This is a genomic window from Methylocucumis oryzae, from assembly GCF_000963695.1.
Lineage (GTDB): Bacteria > Pseudomonadota > Gammaproteobacteria > Methylococcales > Methylomonadaceae > Methylovulum > Methylovulum oryzae.
The window spans coordinates 1-22001 of sequence record NZ_LAJX01000085.1; the positions used below are offsets into that span (position 1 = coordinate 1).

Annotated in this window: 20 protein-coding genes and 2 pseudogenes; 17 read left to right on the forward strand and 5 right to left on the reverse strand. The window is 43.4% G+C overall.

Features of this window, described 5'->3' with window-relative positions:
* Positions 1 to 362: 362 nt before the first annotated feature.
* A complete protein-coding gene (locus VZ94_RS08730; RefSeq protein WP_045778934.1) occupies positions 363 to 3044 on the reverse strand; it encodes a beta strand repeat-containing protein in 2682 nt (893 codons plus the stop codon).
* A gap of 422 nt (positions 3045 to 3466) precedes the next feature.
* Between VZ94_RS08730 and VZ94_RS08735 the strand changes: the two genes are divergently transcribed.
* The 4 genes from VZ94_RS08735 (at position 3467) to VZ94_RS08750 (ending at position 6044) form a co-directional block, all read left to right on the forward strand.
* Complete coding sequence (locus VZ94_RS08735; protein ID WP_045778935.1) at positions 3467 to 4225, forward strand: NACHT N-terminal Helical domain 1-containing protein; 759 nt, start codon at positions 3467 to 3469, stop codon at positions 4223 to 4225.
* Positions 4226 to 4355: 130 nt separating this feature from the next.
* The gene (locus tag VZ94_RS08740; RefSeq protein ID WP_045778936.1) at positions 4356 to 5051 is read left to right on the forward strand and encodes an NACHT domain-containing protein; all 696 of its coding nucleotides are present in this window, start codon (positions 4356 to 4358) and stop codon (positions 5049 to 5051) included.
* A 14-nt stretch (positions 5052 to 5065) separates the two neighbouring features.
* Complete coding sequence (locus VZ94_RS08745; protein ID WP_239649781.1) at positions 5066 to 5686, forward strand: S8 family serine peptidase; 621 nt, start codon at positions 5066 to 5068, stop codon at positions 5684 to 5686.
* Between the two features lie 10 nt (positions 5687 to 5696).
* Positions 5697 to 6044, forward strand: coding sequence for a hypothetical protein (locus VZ94_RS08750; RefSeq protein ID WP_045778937.1), 348 nt, complete (start codon positions 5697 to 5699; stop codon positions 6042 to 6044).
* A gap of 555 nt (positions 6045 to 6599) precedes the next feature.
* On the opposite strand, the gene VZ94_RS08755 is transcribed toward VZ94_RS08750, so the two are convergent.
* Together VZ94_RS08755 and VZ94_RS08760 are read right to left on the reverse strand one after the other, a co-directional pair.
* The gene (locus VZ94_RS08755; RefSeq protein ID WP_082081501.1) at positions 6600 to 7673 is read right to left on the reverse strand and encodes a sulfotransferase family protein; all 1074 of its coding nucleotides are present in this window, start codon (positions 7671 to 7673) and stop codon (positions 6600 to 6602) included.
* A gap of 4 nt (positions 7674 to 7677) precedes the next feature.
* Positions 7678 to 8877 carry an SDR family oxidoreductase gene (locus VZ94_RS08760; protein WP_052700372.1) on the reverse strand — a complete coding sequence of 400 codons (1200 nt, stop codon included), beginning with the start codon at positions 8875 to 8877 and terminating at the stop codon, positions 7678 to 7680.
* A gap of 349 nt (positions 8878 to 9226) precedes the next feature.
* On the opposite strand from VZ94_RS08760, the gene VZ94_RS08765 reads away from it, so the two are divergent.
* The 3 genes and pseudogenes from VZ94_RS08765 to rnt all read left to right on the forward strand — a co-directional run bounded on the left by VZ94_RS08765 (position 9227) and on the right by rnt (position 10996).
* The gene (locus VZ94_RS08765) at positions 9227 to 9502 is read left to right on the forward strand and encodes a hypothetical protein (RefSeq protein WP_192828611.1); all 276 of its coding nucleotides are present in this window, start codon (positions 9227 to 9229) and stop codon (positions 9500 to 9502) included.
* On the forward strand, positions 9495 to 10028 hold the full coding sequence (locus tag VZ94_RS08770; RefSeq protein WP_045778940.1) for a GGDEF domain-containing protein: 534 nt from the start codon (positions 9495 to 9497) through the stop codon (positions 10026 to 10028). The genes VZ94_RS08765 and VZ94_RS08770 overlap by 8 nt, the downstream gene beginning before the upstream one ends.
* Before the next feature lie 298 nt (positions 10029 to 10326).
* Positions 10327 to 10996: pseudogene (gene rnt, locus VZ94_RS08775) on the forward strand (ribonuclease T).
* Here rnt and grxD read toward each other — a convergent pair.
* Positions 10993 to 11316, reverse strand: a complete 324-nt coding sequence (gene grxD / locus VZ94_RS08780) for a Grx4 family monothiol glutaredoxin (protein WP_045778941.1) — start codon at positions 11314 to 11316, stop codon at positions 10993 to 10995. The pseudogene rnt and the gene grxD overlap by 4 nt on opposite strands.
* A 161-nt stretch (positions 11317 to 11477) precedes the next feature.
* On the opposite strand from grxD, the gene VZ94_RS08785 reads away from it, so the two are divergent.
* From VZ94_RS08785 to cpdA, 9 genes and pseudogenes are all read left to right on the forward strand, one after another.
* Positions 11478 to 12656: an aspartate aminotransferase family protein gene (locus VZ94_RS08785; protein ID WP_045778942.1), complete on the forward strand. Its 1179-nt coding sequence runs from the start codon at positions 11478 to 11480 to the stop codon at positions 12654 to 12656.
* Positions 12653 to 13556, forward strand: a pseudogene (gene argF, locus VZ94_RS08790) (ornithine carbamoyltransferase). The gene VZ94_RS08785 and the pseudogene argF overlap by 4 nt, the downstream one beginning before the upstream one ends.
* 40 nt (positions 13557 to 13596) lie before the next feature.
* On the forward strand, positions 13597 to 13998 hold the full coding sequence (locus tag VZ94_RS28590; RefSeq protein ID WP_239649779.1) for a TIGR04211 family SH3 domain-containing protein: 402 nt from the start codon (positions 13597 to 13599) through the stop codon (positions 13996 to 13998).
* The gene (locus VZ94_RS28595; protein WP_239649780.1) at positions 13982 to 14197 is read left to right on the forward strand and encodes an SH3 domain-containing protein; all 216 of its coding nucleotides are present in this window, start codon (positions 13982 to 13984) and stop codon (positions 14195 to 14197) included. Before VZ94_RS28590 ends, VZ94_RS28595 begins: the two co-directional genes overlap by 17 nt.
* A gap of 223 nt (positions 14198 to 14420) precedes the next feature.
* Positions 14421 to 16112: a dihydroxy-acid dehydratase gene (ilvD, locus tag VZ94_RS08800; RefSeq protein ID WP_045778943.1), complete on the forward strand. Its 1692-nt coding sequence runs from the start codon at positions 14421 to 14423 to the stop codon at positions 16110 to 16112.
* A gap of 71 nt (positions 16113 to 16183) precedes the next feature.
* Entirely contained in the window at positions 16184 to 17425 is a 1242-nt protein-coding gene (locus tag VZ94_RS08805) for an AAA family ATPase (RefSeq protein WP_045778944.1), read from the forward strand.
* A gap of 3 nt (positions 17426 to 17428) precedes the next feature.
* Positions 17429 to 18010, forward strand: a complete 582-nt coding sequence (locus VZ94_RS08810) for a hypothetical protein (protein ID WP_052700373.1) — start codon at positions 17429 to 17431, stop codon at positions 18008 to 18010.
* Between the two features lie 269 nt (positions 18011 to 18279).
* Complete coding sequence (gene argA, locus VZ94_RS08815) at positions 18280 to 19599, forward strand: amino-acid N-acetyltransferase (RefSeq protein ID WP_045778945.1); 1320 nt, start codon at positions 18280 to 18282, stop codon at positions 19597 to 19599.
* Positions 19600 to 19601: 2 nt separating this feature from the next.
* Positions 19602 to 20405 carry a 3',5'-cyclic-AMP phosphodiesterase gene (gene cpdA, locus VZ94_RS08820; protein WP_045778946.1) on the forward strand — a complete coding sequence of 268 codons (804 nt, stop codon included), beginning with the start codon at positions 19602 to 19604 and terminating at the stop codon, positions 20403 to 20405.
* On the opposite strand, the gene VZ94_RS08825 is transcribed toward cpdA, so the two are convergent.
* A complete protein-coding gene (locus VZ94_RS08825) occupies positions 20399 to 20947 on the reverse strand; it encodes an RNA pyrophosphohydrolase (RefSeq protein WP_045778951.1) in 549 nt (182 codons plus the stop codon). The two genes, cpdA and VZ94_RS08825, sit on opposite strands and share 7 nt — an antisense overlap.
* Before the next feature lie 145 nt (positions 20948 to 21092).
* On the opposite strand from VZ94_RS08825, the gene VZ94_RS08830 reads away from it, so the two are divergent.
* Positions 21093 to 21779 carry a histidinol-phosphatase gene (locus VZ94_RS08830; RefSeq protein ID WP_045778947.1) on the forward strand — a complete coding sequence of 229 codons (687 nt, stop codon included), beginning with the start codon at positions 21093 to 21095 and terminating at the stop codon, positions 21777 to 21779.
* Positions 21780 to 22001: the final 222 nt, after the last annotated feature.

Consider the following 22001-nt stretch of genomic DNA (forward strand, 5'->3'; position numbering starts at 1 on the left):
TTTTATTACGATTTTTTAGTGGTACGCACAGCGTACCCTACTCAAAAAAACCGAAAATTTGACCGTTCAGAGTATACATTGTCTTAGTTAAACAGAAAATAACCGAATAACCGGGGCCAGAGCAGAATATCTCTGACCCTAGCGGCTATTAGTTTGTATGAATTATTACCCGTTATTATTAAGTATTCGAGGCTACACACTTATGACGGGACTGGGCGTTTAGAACGCAGGTGTCGGCAGCAGGGATGCTGCCGCCAAGCCTACAGAGACGTATTTACGGAGTCCTGCGGTCTGAATGACCTGTCTCGTCTTAAGTTGGTAACCGTATTCGAGCAAGCGGTTGATGCGATGCTGACATCATATTATGACCATAAAAAGTCATCAGCAACAAAGGTGTTCATGTTTACGCCAATAAAGCGTATAACATCCGTGCCACTGAGTGTGAGTATCGCGTCCTCACCATCTTGCGATAAATTTTGCTGGATTGCATCAAAGCTCATGTCTGCAAATGGCCTATTGATAAAATAGACAATATCTCCCACTGTTTGGCCGGCGTCAAAATCATTAATCACATCTTGACCATTCCCTGTGCGAATATTGAATAAGTCATGACCTAAGCCACCCGTTAAAAAATCGTCGCCTGCAAATCCGTCTAGCTCATCATTGCCAGCGCCGCCTACCAATGTATCGGAATAAGCATCCCCCGCTAGATAATCATTACCACTTCCACCTGTTAAATCAAAACGTTCGATACTATCAAAATTAACGTAACGCCCTTGTAAATCGGAATAATCATCCCAATTCGGGTCAACACTGATACTGGTTGTTGAATTTGACCAATCAAAACTACCTATATCAATACCGTTACCGCCATTAGCATAATCGTAACCGCCATAGCCAACCGCTAAGAGGTCGTTACCATCTCTTCCCCAAAGATTATCATCATAAGCAAAATGACCACTGGAAATGACATCATTACCCGCACCAGAAACGAAATCTAAACGCTCAATATTTTTTACAACCGCTTTAATGGCACCGTCGCTTATTCCCGAAAGCACAGCATTTTTTCCTGCTACACTAGATAGCACTATTGTGATGTCTTCACTGCTTACCGAAAAGTCAGCTTCCCACACATCGATACCAGCACCCCCGTCAATAACATCAGTGTTATAGGTTTCTATATCGGTTCTTAATAGGCCGCTGTCAAGATGGTCATTACCCGTTCCACCGACTAGCGTATCATTCCAGGCGTCACCCGCTAAGTGATCATTGCCGCTACCACCAATTAAATTAAAGCGCTCAACGGCGTCAAAATTGACGGATCGGCCTTCACTATCAGAGTAATCATCCCAATTAGGGTCTACAGTGATGTCAGTGACGGATGCTTGCCAATTGAAAGCGGCTACATCAACACCATCGCCGCCATTTACATAGTCTGAGCCACCTGTACCAACATTAATACTATCTTCGCCGCTATTAGTCCAAATTCTATCGTTATAAGCAAAGGCGCCGACAGAAATTACATCGTTGCCAGCACCTGAGGAAAAATCAAGGCGTTCGATATTCGTTACTAAAGCATTATTGATGCCTGCAATGACTTGGTTAGTATTCGACGAGCTTGTCAACAATATTTTAACTGCCGTAGCCGATTGACTATAATCAGCGTCCCATACGTCGATACCAGCGCCACCGTCTAAGGTATCGGAGCCTTGGCTACCATATAAAGTGTCATTGCCGGCGCCACCGATTAACGTATCTTTATAAACATCACCGGCTAACTGGTCATCGCCTGTGCCCCCTATAATGCTAAAACGCTCGACTGCATCAAAATTAACAGAACGGCCTTGTCCGTCTGAATAATCATCCCAGTTCGGATCAACGGTAATGTCGGTGCTTGAAAGCTGCCAATTAAAACAGCCAATATCAATGCCGTCACCGCCAAGAACATAATCTGAGCCACCGGTACCAACATGGATAGTGTCATTACCACCATTAGCGCGAATATCATCATCGTAGGCAAAGTCGCCGACTGAAATGACATCGTTACCCGAACCTGAGCTAAATTCAAGGCGTTCAATGTTTTTTACGCTTGCGCCAGCAATACCGCCTATAACTTCATTAGCATTTACGTTGGCACTTAGCTTTATAGTAATAGCGCTTGCTACTGGCGAATAATCCGCCCGCCAAGTATCGACGCCTAAACCACCATCTAATATGTCTGCGCCCCGAAAACCGTATAAAACATCCCAGCCATCGCCGCCTCGTAAGGTGTCGTTGTATATGTCTCCCGCCAATGTATCGCTGCCAGAACCACCGGTTAAATCGAAACGCTCAACGGCATCGAAATTAACATAACGGCCTAATCCATCTGAGTAATCATCCCAACCAGGGTCGACAGTAATTGTTCCCGTTGACGCCGACCAATCAAAAATACCAATATCGACACCATCACCGCCTTGCACAAAATCGGAACCGCCTAGACCGATATTAATCGTATCGTTACCGCCGCCAGTGTAAATAGTGTCGTTGTACGATTGTTTGCCTACCGATACTGTGTCGCTGCCATTACCGGTACGGATGTTGAGTGCTTCGATATTAACTACCGTAGGCACAGCCAAGCTGCCTAACTGAATCTCCGTTGTGGTATTTGCACCTGATAATGCTTTTATGACAATCTTAACGGGCTTAGTTAATGATGAAAAATCATCGACCCAAGTATCAATACCGTTACCACCGTCAATGCTATCTTCGCCACCGTAGCCGGTTATTACATCGAAACCTGCTCCTCCGACTAAAGTATCAGCTAAACTGCCGCCAGAAAAAACGTCATCACCACTCCCCGTTGTGATATTCCATCGTTCAAAATTCCAATGAGTTACCTGATTGAAAAGACCATCTGAAAAATTGTGATTACCTTCTGTAATATTACGTGTTAAAGACCCCCAGTTGATAACTAATATGTCTATCCCGTCTAATCCATCAATGGTTGTGATGCCAAACCCAGCATTGATAATATCGTTTTTTTGAGTAGGTTGATTGGCCATGACTGCTCTCCTAATAAGCTATTTGTACTGCGTATATTGGCAAAGTAGCACAACATCAAGCCTTATTAAAGCCGCGCTGGTAATAGATAACTAATTGATTATATTGTAAATACTATAAAAATAACTTTATTATCAAATGCTTATGAATGGTGGGGAAAATTGATATTATTTGTTTTAAATCAAATAATTAGATTATATTTCAGATTTTTTGGATGCGCTGGTAGGGATATGGCGCAAAGAATGGCTGGGGGGAGAGTTGAAAAGTGAGATTAGAGGAGGCAGCAGCAAGAATTTTACTTTCTCTGCCCCCTGTTTTATGAAAAAGTATTTAAAGTATGAGTTACTTATTTCATCTTCAACATTTAAATGCAGAACTAAACAACTAGTCGCTATAATAAAACCATCAATTCGATGGTGTCAGCATGGAACATAATCAAACCGAACCGATAGCCGATCAAGTCATCGGCTTTTTCTCCGAACATTTTGAGCGCATCTTCGGTGACCCTTTCCGTCAGGCAATCCAGGAAACGCTGAGGCGTAAAGCGGTATTGCGCCAAATAGACGAATCTGCCGACGCGGCCTCCCAATCGCTCACCCGCTTATTGGTTAACGAACAACTCGACAACAACGAAGCGACCTGTTTATTGCAAGGCTTGGCATCAGCGGTGGGGATGTTGGACTTGGAGCGCATCGCTAATCCCAATATAAGTCCTGAGGCGTTAGTGTCTGAGCTGCTTCAAGAACAGCCTCCGTCTGACTTAAGCCCAGAGCTCCAGCAAGCCCTGTTCCGGGTTGCCTTGCATAGCATAGTCCAAGTGTTGACCTTGGTTGGGCCGGTGATGGCTGAATGGCGCAAACTCAGTTTTTCAGACAGTTTCGAATTGCCCCGTAAAATCGTTGAACGGCTTAACCGTATCAGCGAGCAAATGACAGCTCAAGGCAGGCCTAATCCGGCCGAAGACGAACGCTACGAACTCATATACCGGGATTATCTGATGCAACGTTTCTATCAAGTGGAAGCGGGTACAGTGAAAATGGCCACCAATTTGAACGTGGATTTGCGCGAGTTGTTTGTCATGCCTAAAGTGCTGCCTCGCAACACCGAAGCGGAAAGCGCACAAGATGCCTCAGAATTGATGAGTCTTGACACGGCCCGCCAGCGCTTCGGTGATAATCACTAGCGTGAACTGTCAATGGCACTTGAGCTTGTAGCCGAAAAATCAGTTGCAGGAATAAGTGCCTTGGATCAGATCAGGCAAGTAAAACGTAATGTGCTTATAGGAGCGCCCGGAGGCGGCAAGTCCACGTTTTTTGGAATGGCTGCAAATCCAGCTTGCCAATTGCGAAGAAGAATTGCCGATGAATAATCAGCAAGCTATTCCGCTATTGCTGCGCATCCGCCAACTCGACGTCCAGCATTTGCCGGAAGGCAGCGAACTGATTGCCAAAGCAACAGCCAGTGAAGACAGAGCCAAGCGAATGCCGCCCGGATGGATCGAACGGCAAATGGACGCAGGACGGGTGTTTTTCATGGTGGATGGTTTGGATGAAACCGATCCTGCCAAGCGTGACCTACTTGTCCTTCCCTGGCTGAAGCACTTATGTGATTGCTATTCCGGTTGCCGTTTTTTGGTGTCGTCCCGCCCTTCAGGTTATCCCAACGGGGCTTTGCGCAATTTAGGGTTTGAGGAATGCGATTTGCTGGATTTCGGCGAAGCAGAGATTGCCGAGTACACCCGCCATTGGTGTACGGCGGTGCGTTTGGCCCGCAACGAACCCGGCCAGGAAGCACGGGAAGAAGGCCAAAAAGACGGTACGCAAATCGTTACAGGTTTCCGTGACAACGCCTATATCTCCGATTTGGCCCGCAATCCGCTGATGCTCTCGGCGATTTGTCTGGTCAATTATTTTGAAGGCGGAAAATTACCGGAAGATCGTGCCTTGTTGTATCGCTTGTGCCCGCAGGCGGTGTGTCCATTGGTGTGGCTCCAGCAGCACAACTGCTAGTGGGTGCGGTGTTGGTGGGCGATGCTAGTTTGCGGACAATTTTTGAGGGGTTGTCCTGGGCCGTCGAGCAAGGCGCGGACATTATCAACCTGTCTTTGGGGCTACAATATTATGAACCCCAATTCGCCCTGGTTTTCGATATGCTGATTGAGCAATACGGCATTTTACCGATTGCCGCAATTGGCAATGAAAACCACGGCAACACCAGTTCGCCGGGTAACGCCCGCAATGCTTTTTCCGTCGGGGCTCTGGAAAAATTAGCGGCCAAAAAGCTGGAGGTCGCGCCGTTTAGCAGTGGTGCCAGCTTGTATTTTCCAGGCGAAGTGCCGCAGTTAATCCACAAACCGGATGTGGTGGCCCCCGGTGTACAAGTGTATTCCTGCATCCCGCCGGAAAAACGTCCTGGCGGCGTTTACGAATACACTTATATGGACGGGACTTCGATGGCTACGCCACACGCTGCCGGTGTGGCAGCACTGTTAATGTCGGCTTGCCCTGATGCGACACCAGAGCGTATTATCGAAGTCTTGAAAGAGACCGCCCGCCATCCACAAGGTGTAGCGAAACGCCCCGACAACCGTTGGGGCCAGGGTTTTATCCAGCCTTTGGCAGCGATGCAAGCCTTGGTTTCATAGGAGCATGACGATGAAAATCAGCGCCGAATTTGAGCGGCGACTCGCCGGCCATGAACCAGGCAGCACCGTTCAGGCCATGCTGTTGATTGGCACACCTTTTGAACAAACGTTCTCTTCCCCGCTGGGGCGAGCAGCAAAGCGTAAAGACGTGCAGCAGGCTATAAGCGCAGCATCGGTTACCGTGTTACCTGAAATCGATCGGGTGCTCGCGCGTTTCGGCGGGCGGCGCTTGGCCGATAGTGTCGATGCTTTGGGCGCTTTGCCTGTGGAGACCACACCAGAAGGCATTCGTGCTTTGGCCAATGCGGAGGGTGTGCAAGCCATTATGGAAAATCAGGCAGTTTCACCTTTATATTAATAATTTCTTACACCGCTGCCCAAATTCTGCCGAGATTTTTCTCTTAAGCTGCAAACATTAAAGGAATATTTAAAAGAGTCAGAGTAAATTTAATTTCTTGCTACTGTAAACTCTGCCCCCAGTTATTACATCATAAGTATCTACATCTTTTTAAGGTTGACATGGGGGGGTAGATAATTACTTTGTTTTTGTGTGTATACCCTATGCGAGACCTATCATGTGCGCATAAAGCATAGGTCTGACAATGATTGGCTATCCCTTCATGCCCAGCAGCCGTCAGTGGTTCTTGCAGTGTTTGTAAACTGATCGATGGGTTGAAATAAAATAGCCATGCCCCTTGGGTGCTGGCAAAACTGTTAATTTTGTCGGGAAACGCTTTTATGCCAGCACTTAGTTTTTCGCTGGCATTCATGTGTTCTATCACTAATCGTCGATAGCGCTGGTTGAGGCGTGGGGCTATTCCCACCAGTGTTTGTTACATTCATGCCATATTATTTCATATCTTTGTGCGAACTTGTGTAGATACTTATGATTAAGACAGGCAGGGCGACTACATCAAATAGCGGCCCAATTTAATTCTGGGTACGCGTTCATCAATACATCCAGTCCAGCTTGGCAAGCTAGCGTTAATCGGCTTAATTCTTGTTCTGATAAATTTGTATGTGATTGGGTTGGCTGACGGATTTGTTGACTCGCCTGATTTAACCAGTCTTGGTCTATTAATGTGGGATCAATAAAATTAAGTAACTGATAACAAGATTCTTTCGGTTGTTGCAAAAAGTCTTCATAGCGCATGGTCAGTACTCTTTCTTTAGGTAATTCCTGAAGGTAAATCAGATTATTACGAATTTCAGAAGACCAGTAGCGCGCATAAAAAGAAGGCGGTTTATGAAAAGCCTTAAATGCTTCTACATCAAAATGCTCAGGCAGAAAAGGATAATATTCATCGGTGACATCTTCTATTTCAGAACGAGTTGAATCTTCAAACGGGTCAACCGAGAGCATACCTGTTAAGGCAAATGCAATTACCACCATCCGGAAGCCATAGTGCTGACTCATTGAAATTGCACAATCGCGTCCATCGCGCACTATATGGATAAAACGGGCATTCGGAAACGTTGTAAGCAATTCTTTTATACATCTAAGTGTGCCACCTGAGCGCTCAACCCACAAATGACATGCAAATGTTTCAGTTAACCAATCAAATACATTTTGATAATGTGTGCCAATATTAGCCGTCGGTAATGTATGCACGTAGTCGCGCAGCCGAAAGTACAGCGCGTCGTGGTCTGGAGTCAAAAATGGCAACGTGGTCTGCGCAATCGCAGGCACACCTGAATCAGCATTAAAATACGCATTGGGGTCTTGATATGGATACAAGACTTCTTGCATTGCTATACCGTGGCGCAGCATTAGGTTTTGCTTAGCATATCGGTTATCTAAAATTTTCCAGAATTGTTCGGCGCTAATAGCATCTGCTGGAAAGGCTTCATCAATTAAACTGCCTAAATCCGTTACAAAACTAAAAAATTCCGAGATGCTGAGTATCTTGGGATGATGTTTAAGTAAATTCGATAGCATTGTCGAGCCACAACGACCCGTGCCAACAATGAATAGTGGAGTGCTCATGTTGCTAACCCATGGCGAATTGTTGGCGATATTCGGTAACACGCTCTGTCAAATGCGCGCGTTCAATCACTCTAGGATCGGTTTTCATTAGGTAATCAAGATACCAGCCAAAAAAATCCGTCAACACAGTTTTAGTCAGAGCAAAGCTGGATGCTTGTGTATTATTTAGAGCAGCATCTGAATTATTTCGGTTAAATATCTTTGAGTACAGCAGATAAGAATTATAAAAATCAATGCCCTTAGAAAATGATTGATCAATTTCATTAAAGTTTTTTGTCTCTTCGACGGCAATCGGAGGCAGCAAATTTAAGTATTGAAACAATGTGGATAGAAATTCTCCAGTGTGTACCGGCGTCGAATTAGTAAGATGGTAAACACCAACATCGGAGTGTTGCCTATCCGGTAAAGCAATTGAAACCGCTTGGCTGACGACATGATCTATGGGTATAAAATTGATATAACCATCATAATCATAGCGCAGGCGTAGCGCATTTTCGTTTAAGTAATGCTTGTCCAGTCGCTCCATAATCGAAATAGACTTAGCAATGCGTCGGATAAAACCATAAAGTCCAGAGTAACTATTAGCGAGGGCATACGTTTGGCTATGACCAATTACAATGCTAGGGCGCATAATACGCGGATGTAAATCGATGGCTGATGCGACTAGCCATTCGGCATTGACTTTACTGTACTCATAAACATCGTTGACAGCCTGATGCTTATCCATAAGCGTTTCGAAAATAACACCGCTGGCTTGCCCTGCCACATAAGCCGTTGAGAAATAATTAAACTTCCTAACTGATAGTAAACGTGCTAATCCAATGGCATGACGCGTACCTTGTATATTAATCTGTTCAATTTCTTCACGATAACGATCTTCGTAATTCAACGAAGCGGCGCTATGCCAAAAAGACATGTGTTTAGGGAGATGTTGTCGTATCGATTGTTCGATACCGCAATCCGGTAGCGTTAAATCGCCTTCTAAGGCGTGACAGCGTATCAATAAATCGTCGAGATTAAGGTTTCTTGTGGCATCAATTTGCGCTGCTGACCGTAAAGAATGGTGTAAACGTTCTTTAGCTGATTGCTGGCTATTTGCCCGAGATAAACACCAAATTTCAGAAGTTGAATCTTTTTCAAGTAGCTCCAAGACTAATAATGATCCAATAAAGCCTGTCGCGCCTGTGACAAAATGGTGATTCATGGGTGGTATAAGTTGGGGTTAAAAGCCAAAATATGGCTTATTTGGTTTTAGAGGAATACATCACATTTTAAGTCTATCTGTAAATCTAACTTAACGCAATTAGCATAAGTGACTATTTATATTGCAATTATTTAGAATATTAGGATAAGCTTTTAAACAAATGATTACGTTGTTGCTATTAAGATTACAGGTATACGATGTTAATCAGTCTAAAATATAAAGTTAAGTGGAGCAGCTTATTACTGTTTGACAACAACGTTACGCTATATCTAGGTAGCTCGTTATGCCTGGTGTGTATTCATGCGGCACAATTCAAAACCATTATGTTCACATCATAAAGATGTCTTTATTGATACAAATAACAATTACGCTATCAGTGGTTATTCAACTGTTTGCGGCTGTCATCGCTTTAAGTAGACTCTCGCTTGCTAAGTCATTTAAAGCAGCATGGATTTGTATATCTCTCGCGTTGTTTCTCATGCTTGAACGACGTTTGATTTCGTTGTGGCATGTTTATCAAGGCGGATTAGAAGATCCCGTTAATTCATTATTAGGTTTAGCGGTTTCAGTCTTCATGTTGATGGGATTAATAGGTCTAAAAACGTTTATTCAGACAAATGCATGAACAGACAAATAATCTACAAAATATAGCAAATACCGACTTTTTGACGGGCCTCAACAATCGCCGCTATTTTCGGGAGCGGGTCGAGCATGAGTTACTTAGGGCACAGCGTCGTAACACTCGATTTTCGCTGTTAATGTTGGATATTGATTTTTTTAAGAGAGTAAACGACAACTATGGTCATCAAATGGGGGACATTGTATTGCAAAAGGTTGCACAACATTGTCAACAAGCTGTGCGTAAAGTGGACATCGTCGGTAGGTTCGGTGGCGAAGAGTTCGTTTTATTTCTTCCTGATTCTAGTTTTGCAAATGCGCTAGAAATCGCTGAGCGTCTGCGCAAAGGTATAGAAACAAGCGTTTTAGCTTATGTTGACAGCGAAACAATTCATGTGACAATTTCAATTGGCGTTGTTAATACCAATCAAGCCAGTAGTTCTGTTGATAAGTTGTTGGATACCGCTGATAAAGCGTTATACGAGGCGAAAAGAAACGGTCGAAATCAGATTTGTTTTAGCGCGCTGGATTGAGTGCTTGCAGGTACTTCATAATGAAAACAGGCTATGTTACACGGCGATTTGCACCGTATCATCTGCTATCCCTATATCGATGCCATCAATGTGATTTTAATCGCCACTGGGCAAATGAATTTGCTCAGTAGTATGGTTGTTAATTTGTGATTAAATCTGAACGTTAAGAAGGCGTAAGGCCAACACCTTCACATACAACAGTTTAATTGTCTCCATTAAAAGGCTTACAATGGCGCGTTTATAGATGTTGCGCGAGTAAACCGTGCAGGCATCGTTTTATTTTGAGGGAGTAAATGTTATGGATTCTACAGCTCTGCCATTGTCAAAGCGTTTTCGAGGGTATTTGCCGGTTGTTATCGATATAGAAACCGCAGGTTTTAATCCTAAGAAAAATGCTATTTTAGAAATTGCCGCTGTCATTGTTGAATATGATGCGAACACTGATTTAGTGATTACCGAGCGTTATTCGTCACATGTCATGCCGTTTAAAAACGCTGAACTCGATGAGGCGGCTTTGAAGTTCAATGGCATAGACCCTTATCATCCGTTTCGTATGGCGTTAGAGGAAAAAGATGCGTTGGAGTTGATTTTTAAGCCCATTAAAAAAAGCCGTTAAGCGTAATGAATGTACGCGGGCTATTTTGGTGGGGCATAACCCGGCGTTTGATATGAGTTTTTTAAATGCAGCGATACAGAGAAATCAAGTTAAGCGCAGTCCTTTTCACCCGTTTAGTAGTTTTGATACCGCTACATTAGGTGGGTTAATGTATCAGCAAACGGTATTAGCTAAAGTCGTGCGTAGTGCGGGTTTGGATTGGGATAATGAGAAAGCGCATTCGGCGTTGTATGATGCGGAAAAAACGGCTGAGGTGTTTTGTAAAATTGTTAATCGTTGGCGTATGTTAGACGCTTTAGCGCCTGAAGCGGAGCAACCGGGCAACGATGTGCCCGGTTCCACTGACGATTAAGCAGCGATAGCGCCTGCTGCGCTAAGCATTGGGATTAACTCACCTTTTTTATATAAGTCGATAATAATATCGCAGCCGCCGATGAGTTCGTTATTAATGTATAACTGCGGATACGTTGGCCAGTTTGAGTACTGTTTTAACGCATCACGCAGTTCTGGGTCTTCAAAAATATTCACTGACAAGTAGTGGGCTTGGCATAAGCCTAAGACTTGTACAGCTTGACCAGAAAAGCCACATTGTGGAAAGTCTGGCGTTCCTTTCATATATAACACGACCGCATTGTTTTCTAATTGGTCTTTGATTCTTTCGATGACATTCATAGTCTTGCTCTCATTTAAATAAAACCCAACGGATTTTATCAACTTTATCAAGCATTAAAAAGCAGAATCATACGCTAAACTTGCTTGCATGGGGTTAGATACTTATAATCGAGGGTTTTTTTACGAACAGTCAAACTGTTATTGACGTTAAAGGCGGAATTATGAATAGCCCAATCATGCCGACTTATCAGCGCTTGCCCGTGTGTTTTGAGCGGGGCGAGGGTGCTTGGTTATGGGATGACGCTGGCAATCGCTATTTGGATGCGTTGTCAGGTATTGCCGTATGTAATTTAGGCCATGCCCATGTAGCGGTACAGCGCGCGGTGTCAGAGCAAAGTGCTAAGTTGGTACATACTTCAAATATTTACCAGATCGCGGTGCAACAACGCTTAGCTGAGCGCTTAATGAGTTTAAGCGGCATGGATAATGTGTTTTTTTGTAATTCAGGTGCCGAAGCCAATGAAGCGGCTATTAAACTAGCGCGTAAATACGGTCATAGCCGTGGTATGGCGCTACCGCATATTATTGTGATGGAAAAAAGTTTTCATGGCCGCACCTTAGCGACATTAAGCGCGACGGGAAATACTAAGATACAGCAAGGCTTTGAACCGTTAGTAGAAGGTTTTATCCGCGTCGCTTATAACACTATCGAAGCGATAGAGCAGGTATTGGCGCAGCATAATGATATTGCTGCAATACTCGTAGAACCTGTGCAAGGCGAGGGTGGTGTAAATATTCCTGATAGCGATTATTTAAATAAAATCCGTGCATTATGCGATAAACATCAGATATTAATGATGTTGGATGAGATTCAAACCGGCGTCGCGCGTACTGGTCAGTTTTTATGTTACCAGCATAATGGAATTTTGCCTGATGTATGTACCATGGCTAAAGCGTTAGGCAATGGCGTACCGATAGGTGCTTGTTTAGCGCGCGGTGCAGCGGCACAGGTCTTCAGCGCTGGCGCGCATGGGTCTACCTTTGGCGGCAATCCGTTAGCTTGTAGTGCTGCGTTGGCGGTGTTAGATGTCATTGAACAACAAAATTTGGCGGCAGCCGCTACGCAGCAAGGCTTAAAGATTTATCAAGGCTTAACCCAGCGTTTAGCTGCTAATCCGCATGTCGTTGATATTCGTCACAAAGGTTTAATGATAGGTGTTGAGTTGGCTCAGCCTTGTGCCGAGTTAGTGAAACAAGCCTTGGCTAATTATTTATTAATTAACGTGACTAGCGATAAGACGATACGGTTATTGCCACCGTTGATTATTAATGACGAGCAAATCGAGTTATTAGTAAATGATTTATCTACATTGATTACTGCTTTTACGGAGTCGTTATGACACCTAGACATTTTACCAGTTTGCTCGATGTGACTAGCGATGAATTACGCAGCTTGCTCGATAAAGCCATGGTTTTTAAACGCTTACCTGACCGTGAGTATCAGCCGTTGAAAGGGCGCGTACTTGCGATGATTTTTGAAAAATCATCGACACGTACCCGCATTTCCTTTGAAGCAGGCATGGCGCATTTTGGTGGTAGTGCTTTGTTTTTATCGCCTAGAGATACGCAATTAGGCCGTGGCGAACCACTTAGAGATAGTGCGAAAGTCATTTCTAGTATGGTGGATTGCATTATGCTGCGTACCGATAAGCATGAAACAGTGACGACTTTTGCCGAACATTCTACGGTTCCAGTTATCAACGGGCTAACTGATGAGCAACACCCGTGTCAGCTATTAGCCGATATGCAGACGTATTTTGAGCTAAGAGGTGATATTGAGGGCAAAACCGTCACTTGGATAGGCGATGGTAATAATATGTGCCATTCGTATATTCACGCGGCTATGCGGTTGAATTTTACTTTACATATCGCGTGTCCATCAGGTTATGAGCCTTTGCCTTCGATTGTTGAAGCGGCAGGCGATAAAGTGGTCTTTTTTTGACTCGGCGCTTGTTGCGGCAGAGAATGCCGATTTAGTGGTCACCGATGTCTGGGCGAGCATGGGGCAAGAGCAAGAGCAAAATCAGCGCGAGATTGCGTTTAAAAACTATCAAGTGAACAGTGATGTGATGCGTGCCGCCAAGCCTGATGCCTTATTCATGCATTGTTTGCCTGCGCATAGAGGCGAGGAAGTTAGCGCTGAGGTGATTGACGGCGAGCAAAGCGTGGTTTTTATTGAGGCAGAAAATCGTTTACACGCGCAAAAAGCGTTGCTTGAATTTCTTATCTGCGGCAAATAACGTTAAAATTCTATGCATAATGGCTAGCTGAGAGATTCGTGTGAAAAACATTAAATTAGCACTTGTATTGTTGTTATCAGCTTCGGCTGCTCATGCAGAAACGGTTTATGTGACGGACAATTTAAATCTGTCTTTACGCAGTGAGCCGAATAATGATGCGAAAGTGGTCAAGCTAGTTGCCACAGGGACGCCTCTCATTGTTGTCGGAGAGAAAAATAAAGCTGGTTTTACTCGTGTTAAGCTGAGTAACGGAATTGAAGGCTATATTCAAACCCGGCAAATTCAAAAAGAGCCGCCGGCTAGAGAGCAAATGGAATCGCTTAATAAAACCATTAAATCACTGCAAGCGGAAAATTTAGGGTTAAAAGCCGAGTTAAAAAGTGGCGAAAGATTCGATTACACCAGGAACAACGTTAGAGAAATCATTGGCAATAGAGCGTGATAATTTAAGTCTTGAGCTAGGTGAATTGAAAAAAGCGTCGTCAAACGTCATTGAATTAAAAAATGAACGCGATGAGTTGCAAGAGCGTGTGGTTAATTCAGAGCGTGAGCTAGAGCAATTAAGACGCGAAAACCAAGCGCTTAAAGATACCTCGAATCAAGACTGGTTTTTATACGGCGGTATCTTATCCATTTTTTAGCGTCATCTTAGGTTTTATTTTGCCTAAGCTGGGCTGGCGACGCAAAAATAGTTGGAATAGTTTTTAAGTTTGCGTTTCAGTCATTTAGTTTTTGTTTTTCATATTAAGGTACGCATCGCGTACCTTATCATTCATTTTTTCACATCCGATAAAGGCCCGTGAGCCCTACGAAGCTTAGATTACATAACCTATCACACACAATAAAAATACAGGAAGAGTTGATATGTCCACAACCGGCGATAAAAATCCCCGTGCGTTTTCATCTTTAGTCGTCGATGGCATGGAGCGCGCACCTAGTCGCGCGATGCTACATGCGGTCGGCTTTAGTAATGACGATTTTAGCAAGCCGCAAATCGGTATTGCGTCTACTTGGAGCATGGTGACGCCATGTAACATGCATATCAATAAGCTTGCCGATGATGCAGCGTTAGGCGTTAATAACGCCAACGGTAAAGCGGTTATTTTTAATACCATTACGATTTCTGACGGTATTTCCATGGGTACCGAAGGCATGAAATACTCGTTAGTTTCGCGCGAAGTGATTGCTGATTCGATTGAAACAGTGGTCGGTTGCCAAGGTTTTGATGGTTTAGTCGCGATTGGTGGCTGCGATAAAAATATGCCGGGTTGCATGATTGCCATTTCTAGGTTGAATCGCCCGGCGATTTTTGTCTATGGTGGCACGATTATGCCAGGTTGCCATAATGATAAAAAACTCGATGTGGTTTCGGTCTTTGAAGCCGTCGGTGCGCGGGCTAATAATAAAATTGATGATGCTGAATTGGCGGCGATTGAAGCTAAAGCCATTCCAGGTGCTGGTTCATGCGGTGGTATGTATACGGCGAATACAATGGCCTCAGCGATTGAAGCGTTAGGTATGAGCTTGCCGAATAGCTCGGCACAAGCGGCGATTTCACAGGATAAACGTTTAGACTGCGAACGTGCAGGTGCTGCGGTTATGCGTTTAATCGAACAAGGTGTTCGTCCTAGCGACATTATGACGAAAGCGGCGTTTGAAAATGCCATTACCGTAGTCATTGCATTAGGCGGTTCGACCAATGCTGTTCTGCACTTATTAGGGATGGCTAACGCGGCTAATGTTGATTTAAGCCTAGACGATTTTACTCGTATTGGTAAGCGCGTGCCTATGTTAGCCGATTTAAAACCGAGTGGACGCTATCAAATGGCTGAACTCGTTGAAATTGGCGGTATTCAGCCATTAATGAAAACCTTGCTAGACGCCGGATTATTACATGGCGAGTGTTTAACCGTCACAGGTAAAACGTTAGCGGAAAATCTTGCCGATGTTAAACCGTATCCGGTCGGGCAAGATATGATACGTGATTTAGCAAACCCCATTAAAAAAGACAGCCATTTAGTCGTGTTATACGGCAATCTCGCACCCGAAGGCGCGGTGGCTAAAATTACTGGTAAAGAAGGTTTGTGTTTTACCGGTACGGCGAAAGTTTTTAATGCCGAAGAGCAAGCGCTGCAAAGCATTTTGAATGGCGATATTGTTAAAGGTGATGTCATTGTAATTCGCTACGAAGGCCCTAAAGGCGGCCCAGGTATGCGCGAAATGTTATCACCCACCTCAGCGATTATGGGTAAAGGCCTAGGCAAAGAAGTCGCATTAGTTACCGATGGTCGTTTTTCTGGCGGTACACATGGTTTTGTCGTTGGTCATATCACGCCCGAAGCCTATGTCGGCGGCCCGCTCGCCGTGGTCGAAAACGGCGATACGATTACGATAGATGCCGAAAATAATGTCTTAACTTTGCATATTAATGAGCATGAAATGGCCAGACGGCTAGATAAATGGCAACAGCCTGCACCGCGTTATACCCGTGGCGTGTTAGCCAAATATGGCAAGTTGGTCAGTTCGGCGTCGACGGGGGCGGTGACGGACAACTAAGTTAATACTACTCTGGGTTGGCGAATAACTTTCGCTAACCTATTCTCCTCATACAATGCGAGCAGCATTAGATGATCCGCGAATTGCAGATTAGCAATTACAAATCTTTATACCAACTAACATTAGATGTTGGACGATTTAATGTATTAATTGGTGAAAATGGTTGTGGAAAAAGTAATGTCTTAGAAGCGATTGTATTCGCGGGAGCTGCGGCAGCGGGTAAATTGGATAATGAGTTTTTGGTATCAAGAGGGATTAGGGTAACTGAGCCGAAGCTGATGCGGGCAGCATTTACAGATAAATCTGAGACAGAATCGATTCAAATTAAAATTAAATATAATAATTTAGAAACAATAGAAGAATATTTAATTGAGCATACAAACGAAGCCTATGCCGAATGGATTAGGATGCAGTCAGATGATGTAGCTAAATTTGAGAGTATCTCAAGCTTAACAAGAGATGAATTGAAAGGAATAATATCGGTAGAAGAATGGGTAACTGGCCAAAAGCTAATAAGTACCATAAAGCCGTTAGCGCAATTAGCTCTTAGTTTTAAAGAAATTCAAGCTGTTCTAACTAAGGATGAGATATTATTTCAAAAAAAATTAGAACCAATTGCAACCTACTTCACTGCATTAAGAGATGATGAAGCCAAGTTGCAAAGATTCTTAATTTATTCCCCCGAAAACACAGCTCTAAGAAACTTCTCCAAAGAAGGCCAAATAGAACCCCTAGGCATTAATGGTGAAGGTTTATTAAAACTGTTAAAAGTCATACAAAGCAAATCCCCTGAGCAACTGGATGAAATCATTGCTGGTTTGCAGTTATTCGATTGGTTTGAGGACATTAATATCCCTAAAGAATTATCGTCACTAGAAGATAAAGTGACGATAACAGATCGTTATCTGACCATGGCTTTTGACCAACGTAGCGCTAACGAAGGTTTTTTATTTGTACTGTTTTATTTTGCGCTCATGGTATCTGACGATACGCCGAAAATCTTCGCCATTGATAATATCGATGCTTCGCTTAACCCTAAGCTTTGCACCAAACTAATTAAAGAATTGGTACGGTTAGCTAAAAAATACGATAAGCAAGTGTTTGTGACTACGCATAATCCAGCGATTTTGGACGGTATTGATTTAGGCGATGATGAGCAGCGTTTGTTAGTGTTATCACGCAACAGGCAAGGTTATACGCGTGTTAAGCGTATTGACTTAAAAGACAAGCCTGTTTCATCTACCAATGAGGAATTAAAACTGTCGGAAGCCTTTTTGCGTGGTTATTTAGGCGGTTTGCCAAAAGGATTTTAAGCTATGCGCTTCGGGTTAGCTTGCGAAGGCGTAACGGATCAGGCTGTCATTCAGAATATCTTATGTGGTTATTTTGATGCGCCTAACCTTGATGAAGACATTACCGCGTTACAACCTCCGTTTGATGAGACCTCTGAAAAACAACTAGATGGCGGTGGCTGGTCTATCTTGTTTAAGTATTTAGCCTCTAGCCGATTCAGGGATGATGTACTCAATACCGGTTGTGTTATTGTGCAAATTGATAGTGATATTGCCGAGCAAATTCCTATAGCGCGATACGACACGAATGGCAACGAGCTTGCGACTGAAATTTTAATAGCAAATATGACGGCTGAATTAGTCGCAAGAATAGATAATAGCTTTTATGCGGCTAACGCCGATAAAATTATTTTTGCTATTTGTGTTCACTCGTTGGAGTGTTGGTTAGTAGCCTATTATGGCGCTAAGGCAATAACCCACGATTGTTATGACGCGCTTAGCCAATTAGTTATTCGCGATAATCATAGAATTATTCGCTTAGCTAAGAAACATAAAAATTATAACCAACTTAGTCAGCCCTTTTTACAGCGCCAAAACGTTGCTTGATGTTGCCGCGAAAGATACTAGTCTACGGATTTTCTTGTTGGGATTAGACAGATTTTCGGAAAAGGCTTGGTAAAGGCAATTTATTAGCACTTTGTTGCATAGACACCGATTACAAAGCTTTCTTGCAATCAAGCTTTATTTTTCTACACACTTGTTTCTCAAAGCTGCTTAATTAAAGTAAATATTATTTTAATCAGTATCATAGAGATTATAAAAATACCTTCTGCGTATTTATTATCTGCTAACACCGCCTTAACTATACGTTACTTATGCATAATAATAACCACTTCGTCCACTGGTTTAGAGCCTCTTCGCCTTATATTCATTCGCATCGTAATAAAACCTTTGTGGTTTGTTTTGGCGGCGAGGCGGTGTTAGCGGACGATTTTGAACATCATGTCCACGATTTTGCTTTGCTGAATAGTTTAGGTATTCGCTTAGTGCTAGTTCACGGCATACGCCCTCAAATTGACTTGCGCTTAGCGGCGAAACAAGAAACGCCACGGTTTCATAAGCAGTTGCGTATTACTGATGCTTGCGCGTTGCAATGCGTTAAAGAGGCGGCGGGTATGGTGCGCGTGGAAATTGAGGCGTTGTTGTCGTTAGGGGTGGCGAATTCACCGATGGCGGGAGCTAAGCTTAAAGTCGCGTCGGGTAATTTTGTTATTGCTAAGCCTTTAGGGGTGATTGATGGTATTGATTATGGACACACCGGTGAAGTTCGGCGCGTTGATAGCGAGGCGATTCATCAGCAATTAGACCAAGATAATGTGGTGTTGATTTCACCGATTGGTTATTCTCCTAGTGGTGAAGTGTTTAACTTGTCATCGGAGCAGGTGGCGACATCGGTTGCTATTGCGTTGAAAGCAGAAAAACTAATTTTTCTGACGGAACAAGATTGTTTGCACCCAAAAGACGGAACTGCTATGCAACAAATGACGACGCTTGAGGCTATGGCGTTATTGGAGAATTATCCCGAGTTCCCTGAAATGTTAAGCAATCCCTTAAAAGCCGCTATTCATGCTTGCCAGTCTGGAATTCTCCGAGTACATTTAATCAACCGAAATCAGAATGGTGCCTTGTTGTTGGAGTTATTTACTCGAGATGGTATAGGCACGTTGATTAGCTTGCAACCTTATGAGGACATTCGTTCAGCGCAACTTAATGACTTAGCAGGCATTTTAGAATTAATCAAACCCTTAGAACAGCAAGGTATTTTAGCCAAACGCTCTAGGGAAAAAATAGAGATGGAGATTGCCGATTATATTGTAATTGAGCGTGATGGCTTAATTATTGGCTGTGTTGCGTTACATCCGAATCAAGAGGGGCGATTTGGTGCGTTGGCTTGTCTTGCTGTGCATCCTGATTATCAACGTTCGGCTCGCGCAAACCGACTTTTAGACTATGCTTATCGCAAAGCTAAACAGCTTAACTTAACAAAATTGTTTGTGTTATCAACTCAGACCATACAATGGTTTATTGAACGTGGGTTTTTGTTGTCTGATATAAACAGCTTACCTGAGCCGATTAAGGCTTTTTATAACCCGCAAAGAAATTCTAAAGTTCTTTGCAAAGAGTTAGATGAGTGACGATGACAAAACCTTCAAACTGCTTATCGATTTTACAATTATCAGATTTGCATATTCTTTCTGGCCCCGAGGCTACCCTTTTAGGCGTTAATACGGCGTATTACTTTGATGCCGTATTGAGATTGGCGCTAACCACTCATGATGAGATTGATTTAATTCTCTTAACCGGTGATCTCGCGCAAGATCCAATAGCGGAAAGCTACAATTATATCGTTGCAAGAATGGCTGAGGTCGGTATTCCTTGTCGGTGCTTACCGGGTAATCATGATGATTACGGTTTAATGCAGACGATTTTAAACAATAGAATTATTAGCTGTGCTAAGCAAACTGTGCTGGCTGATTGGCAAATTATTTGTTTAAACAGCCAAATACTCGGTGAAGATGGTGGTTTATTATCGACACAAGAAATGGCTTGGTTAAGGCAATGTTTAGACAATGAGCCGGATAAACATGCGTTGATTGCAGTACATCATCATTGTTTATTAACGCATAGTGAGTGGATGGATGAGATGATGATTCAAAACAGCAGCGAATTTTTACAGCTTATTCGCCAATATAAACGGGCTAGACTGGTTATTAATGGCCACATTCACCAAGAGCAAGATGAAGTGATTGATTCTTTACACGTACTTGGCGCGCCATCAACGTGTTTTCAGTTTAAACCGGGTAGTAAGACGTTTGGTTTAGATGAAACGGCCCCTGGTTATAGGCTGTTAACCTTATATCCGGACGGCCGTTTCACAACGTATGTGGGGCGGTTGGCGGAGCGTTTGGTGGGTTTAGAAGAACACACCGATGGTTATTGATGGGCGTTTTTCTTATTTTTATTTTTCTTCGCTGGAGTGCGGTAACCGTCTGTTTTTACAGGTATGCCGTTGGTAATCAAAATCTCGCCTAATTCACTCATGGCTTTTTGATACACCTTGCGTTTGAAATAAACGACATCATTGAGTGGTTCCCAGTAGTCGACCCAACGCCAACTATCAAATTCTGGCTTTGCACATAAATCAAAGCGCACATTGCTATCTGGTGTTAATAACCTCAACACATACCAAATTTGTTTTTGACCTATACAAATAGGTAGAGAGTTTTTTCTAATATAGCGTTCAGGTAGCTGATATTTAAGCCAGTAACGTGTCCGGCCTAATATTTGTACATGTTGTTTTTGTAGTCCGGTCTCTTCCCACAACTCCCGGTACATCGCTGTTTCTGGGTCTTCATTTTGATTAATTCCTCCCTGGGGAAACTGCCAGGCATTTACGCCCATCCGTTTTGCCCAAAACACGCGACCCTCGTCATTGCAAAGGATGATCCCGACATTGGGCCGGTATCCTTTAGAGTCTATCATGTTAAAACCTGTATTCTTATTCTTCGAGTCTAGCCTGTTCAGCGTATGGTATAGTGAGAACAGGTTAGGTTGATTGTTATGGTGGCATTGTTCCATAAATAATCTGCTTATGCCATAGAATTTACTATTTTGTAGAGAGTTATTAATGAGTTTAGCGATTTTTGATTTAGACAATACGTTGATTGCTGATGACAGTGATTATTTGTGGGGACAGTTTTTGGTTGATAAGGGTGTTGTTGATAAAACTTATTATGAAGAAGCTAATGCACAATTTTATGCTGACTATAAGCAAGGTACGCTGGACATTCATGAGTTTTTACGCTTTTCTTTAAAACCGTTAGCCGATAATCCTCTGGCCCAGCTATTGGATTGGCGGCATCAATTTATCGATGACGTGATTAAGCCTATTTTGTTAAGCCCTGCTCAAGATTTAATTAATAAGCATAAGCAAGCCGGCGATACTTTGTTAGTGATTACGGCGACGAATCGTTTTGTTACTGAGCCTATTGTCGCGTTGTACGGCATAGAGCATTTATTGGCGACTACGCCGGAATTTGTTAATGGTGCTTATACAGGAGCGGTGGCCGGTATACCGTGCTTTCAGCAAGGTAAAGTCCAAACGTTACAGCAGTGGTTGCAGACAACCGGCGAGACTATGCAAGGCAGCTGGTTTTATAGTGATTCACATAACGACTTGCCCTTATTATCCTTGGTGGCACATCCTGTAGCCGTTGATCCGGATGCGACGCTGGCCCAACATGCACAGACACAAGGTTGGCCTATCATTAGCCTAAGACAAGGCGAATGTCCTAGTGAGCATTTAAAAAAATGACGGTAATTATTCAGTCCCCCATTTTTTTGACGTATCACGCTGATCGCTTATTGTTTTGTTGCTATTGAGACCAAAAATATCAGGAACATCGGAGGGGGGCTGAATAATTACAAAATAAAAAAGACTACCAACTTAAGGCGGGACACAATACCAAGCCGGGACAGGGCACACGAGTGCAGGTGTCGGCAGCAGGGATGCTGCCGCCAAGCCTACAGGGACGTA

Bases quoted from the DNA above. Each gene is read 5' to 3' on its own strand.
- VZ94_RS08730 (WP_045778934.1), bottom strand. From the start codon at position 3,044: ATGGCCAATCAACCTACTCAAAAAAACGATATTATCAATGCTGGGTTT.
- VZ94_RS08760 (WP_052700372.1), bottom strand. From the start codon at position 8,877: ATGAATCACCATTTTGTCACAGGCGCGACAGGCTTTATTGGATCATTA.
- VZ94_RS08735 (WP_045778935.1), top strand. From the start codon at position 3,467: ATGGAACATAATCAAACCGAACCGATAGCCGATCAAGTCATCGGCTTT.
- VZ94_RS08825 (WP_045778951.1), bottom strand. From the start codon at position 20,947: ATGATAGACTCTAAAGGATACCGGCCCAATGTCGGGATCATCCTTTGC.
- VZ94_RS08805 (WP_045778944.1), top strand. From the start codon at position 16,184: ATGATCCGCGAATTGCAGATTAGCAATTACAAATCTTTATACCAACTA.
- VZ94_RS08750 (WP_045778937.1), top strand. From the start codon at position 5,697: ATGAAAATCAGCGCCGAATTTGAGCGGCGACTCGCCGGCCATGAACCA.
- argA (WP_045778945.1), top strand. From the start codon at position 18,280: ATGCATAATAATAACCACTTCGTCCACTGGTTTAGAGCCTCTTCGCCT.
- cpdA (WP_045778946.1), top strand. From the start codon at position 19,602: ATGACAAAACCTTCAAACTGCTTATCGATTTTACAATTATCAGATTTG.
- VZ94_RS08755 (WP_082081501.1), bottom strand. From the start codon at position 7,673: ATGAGCACTCCACTATTCATTGTTGGCACGGGTCGTTGTGGCTCGACA.
- VZ94_RS08810 (WP_052700373.1), top strand. From the start codon at position 17,429: ATGCGCTTCGGGTTAGCTTGCGAAGGCGTAACGGATCAGGCTGTCATT.
- VZ94_RS08770 (WP_045778940.1), top strand. From the start codon at position 9,495: ATGCATGAACAGACAAATAATCTACAAAATATAGCAAATACCGACTTT.
- ilvD (WP_045778943.1), top strand. From the start codon at position 14,421: ATGTCCACAACCGGCGATAAAAATCCCCGTGCGTTTTCATCTTTAGTC.
- VZ94_RS08785 (WP_045778942.1), top strand. From the start codon at position 11,478: ATGAATAGCCCAATCATGCCGACTTATCAGCGCTTGCCCGTGTGTTTT.
- grxD (WP_045778941.1), bottom strand. From the start codon at position 11,316: ATGAATGTCATCGAAAGAATCAAAGACCAATTAGAAAACAATGCGGTC.
- VZ94_RS08830 (WP_045778947.1), top strand. From the start codon at position 21,093: ATGAGTTTAGCGATTTTTGATTTAGACAATACGTTGATTGCTGATGAC.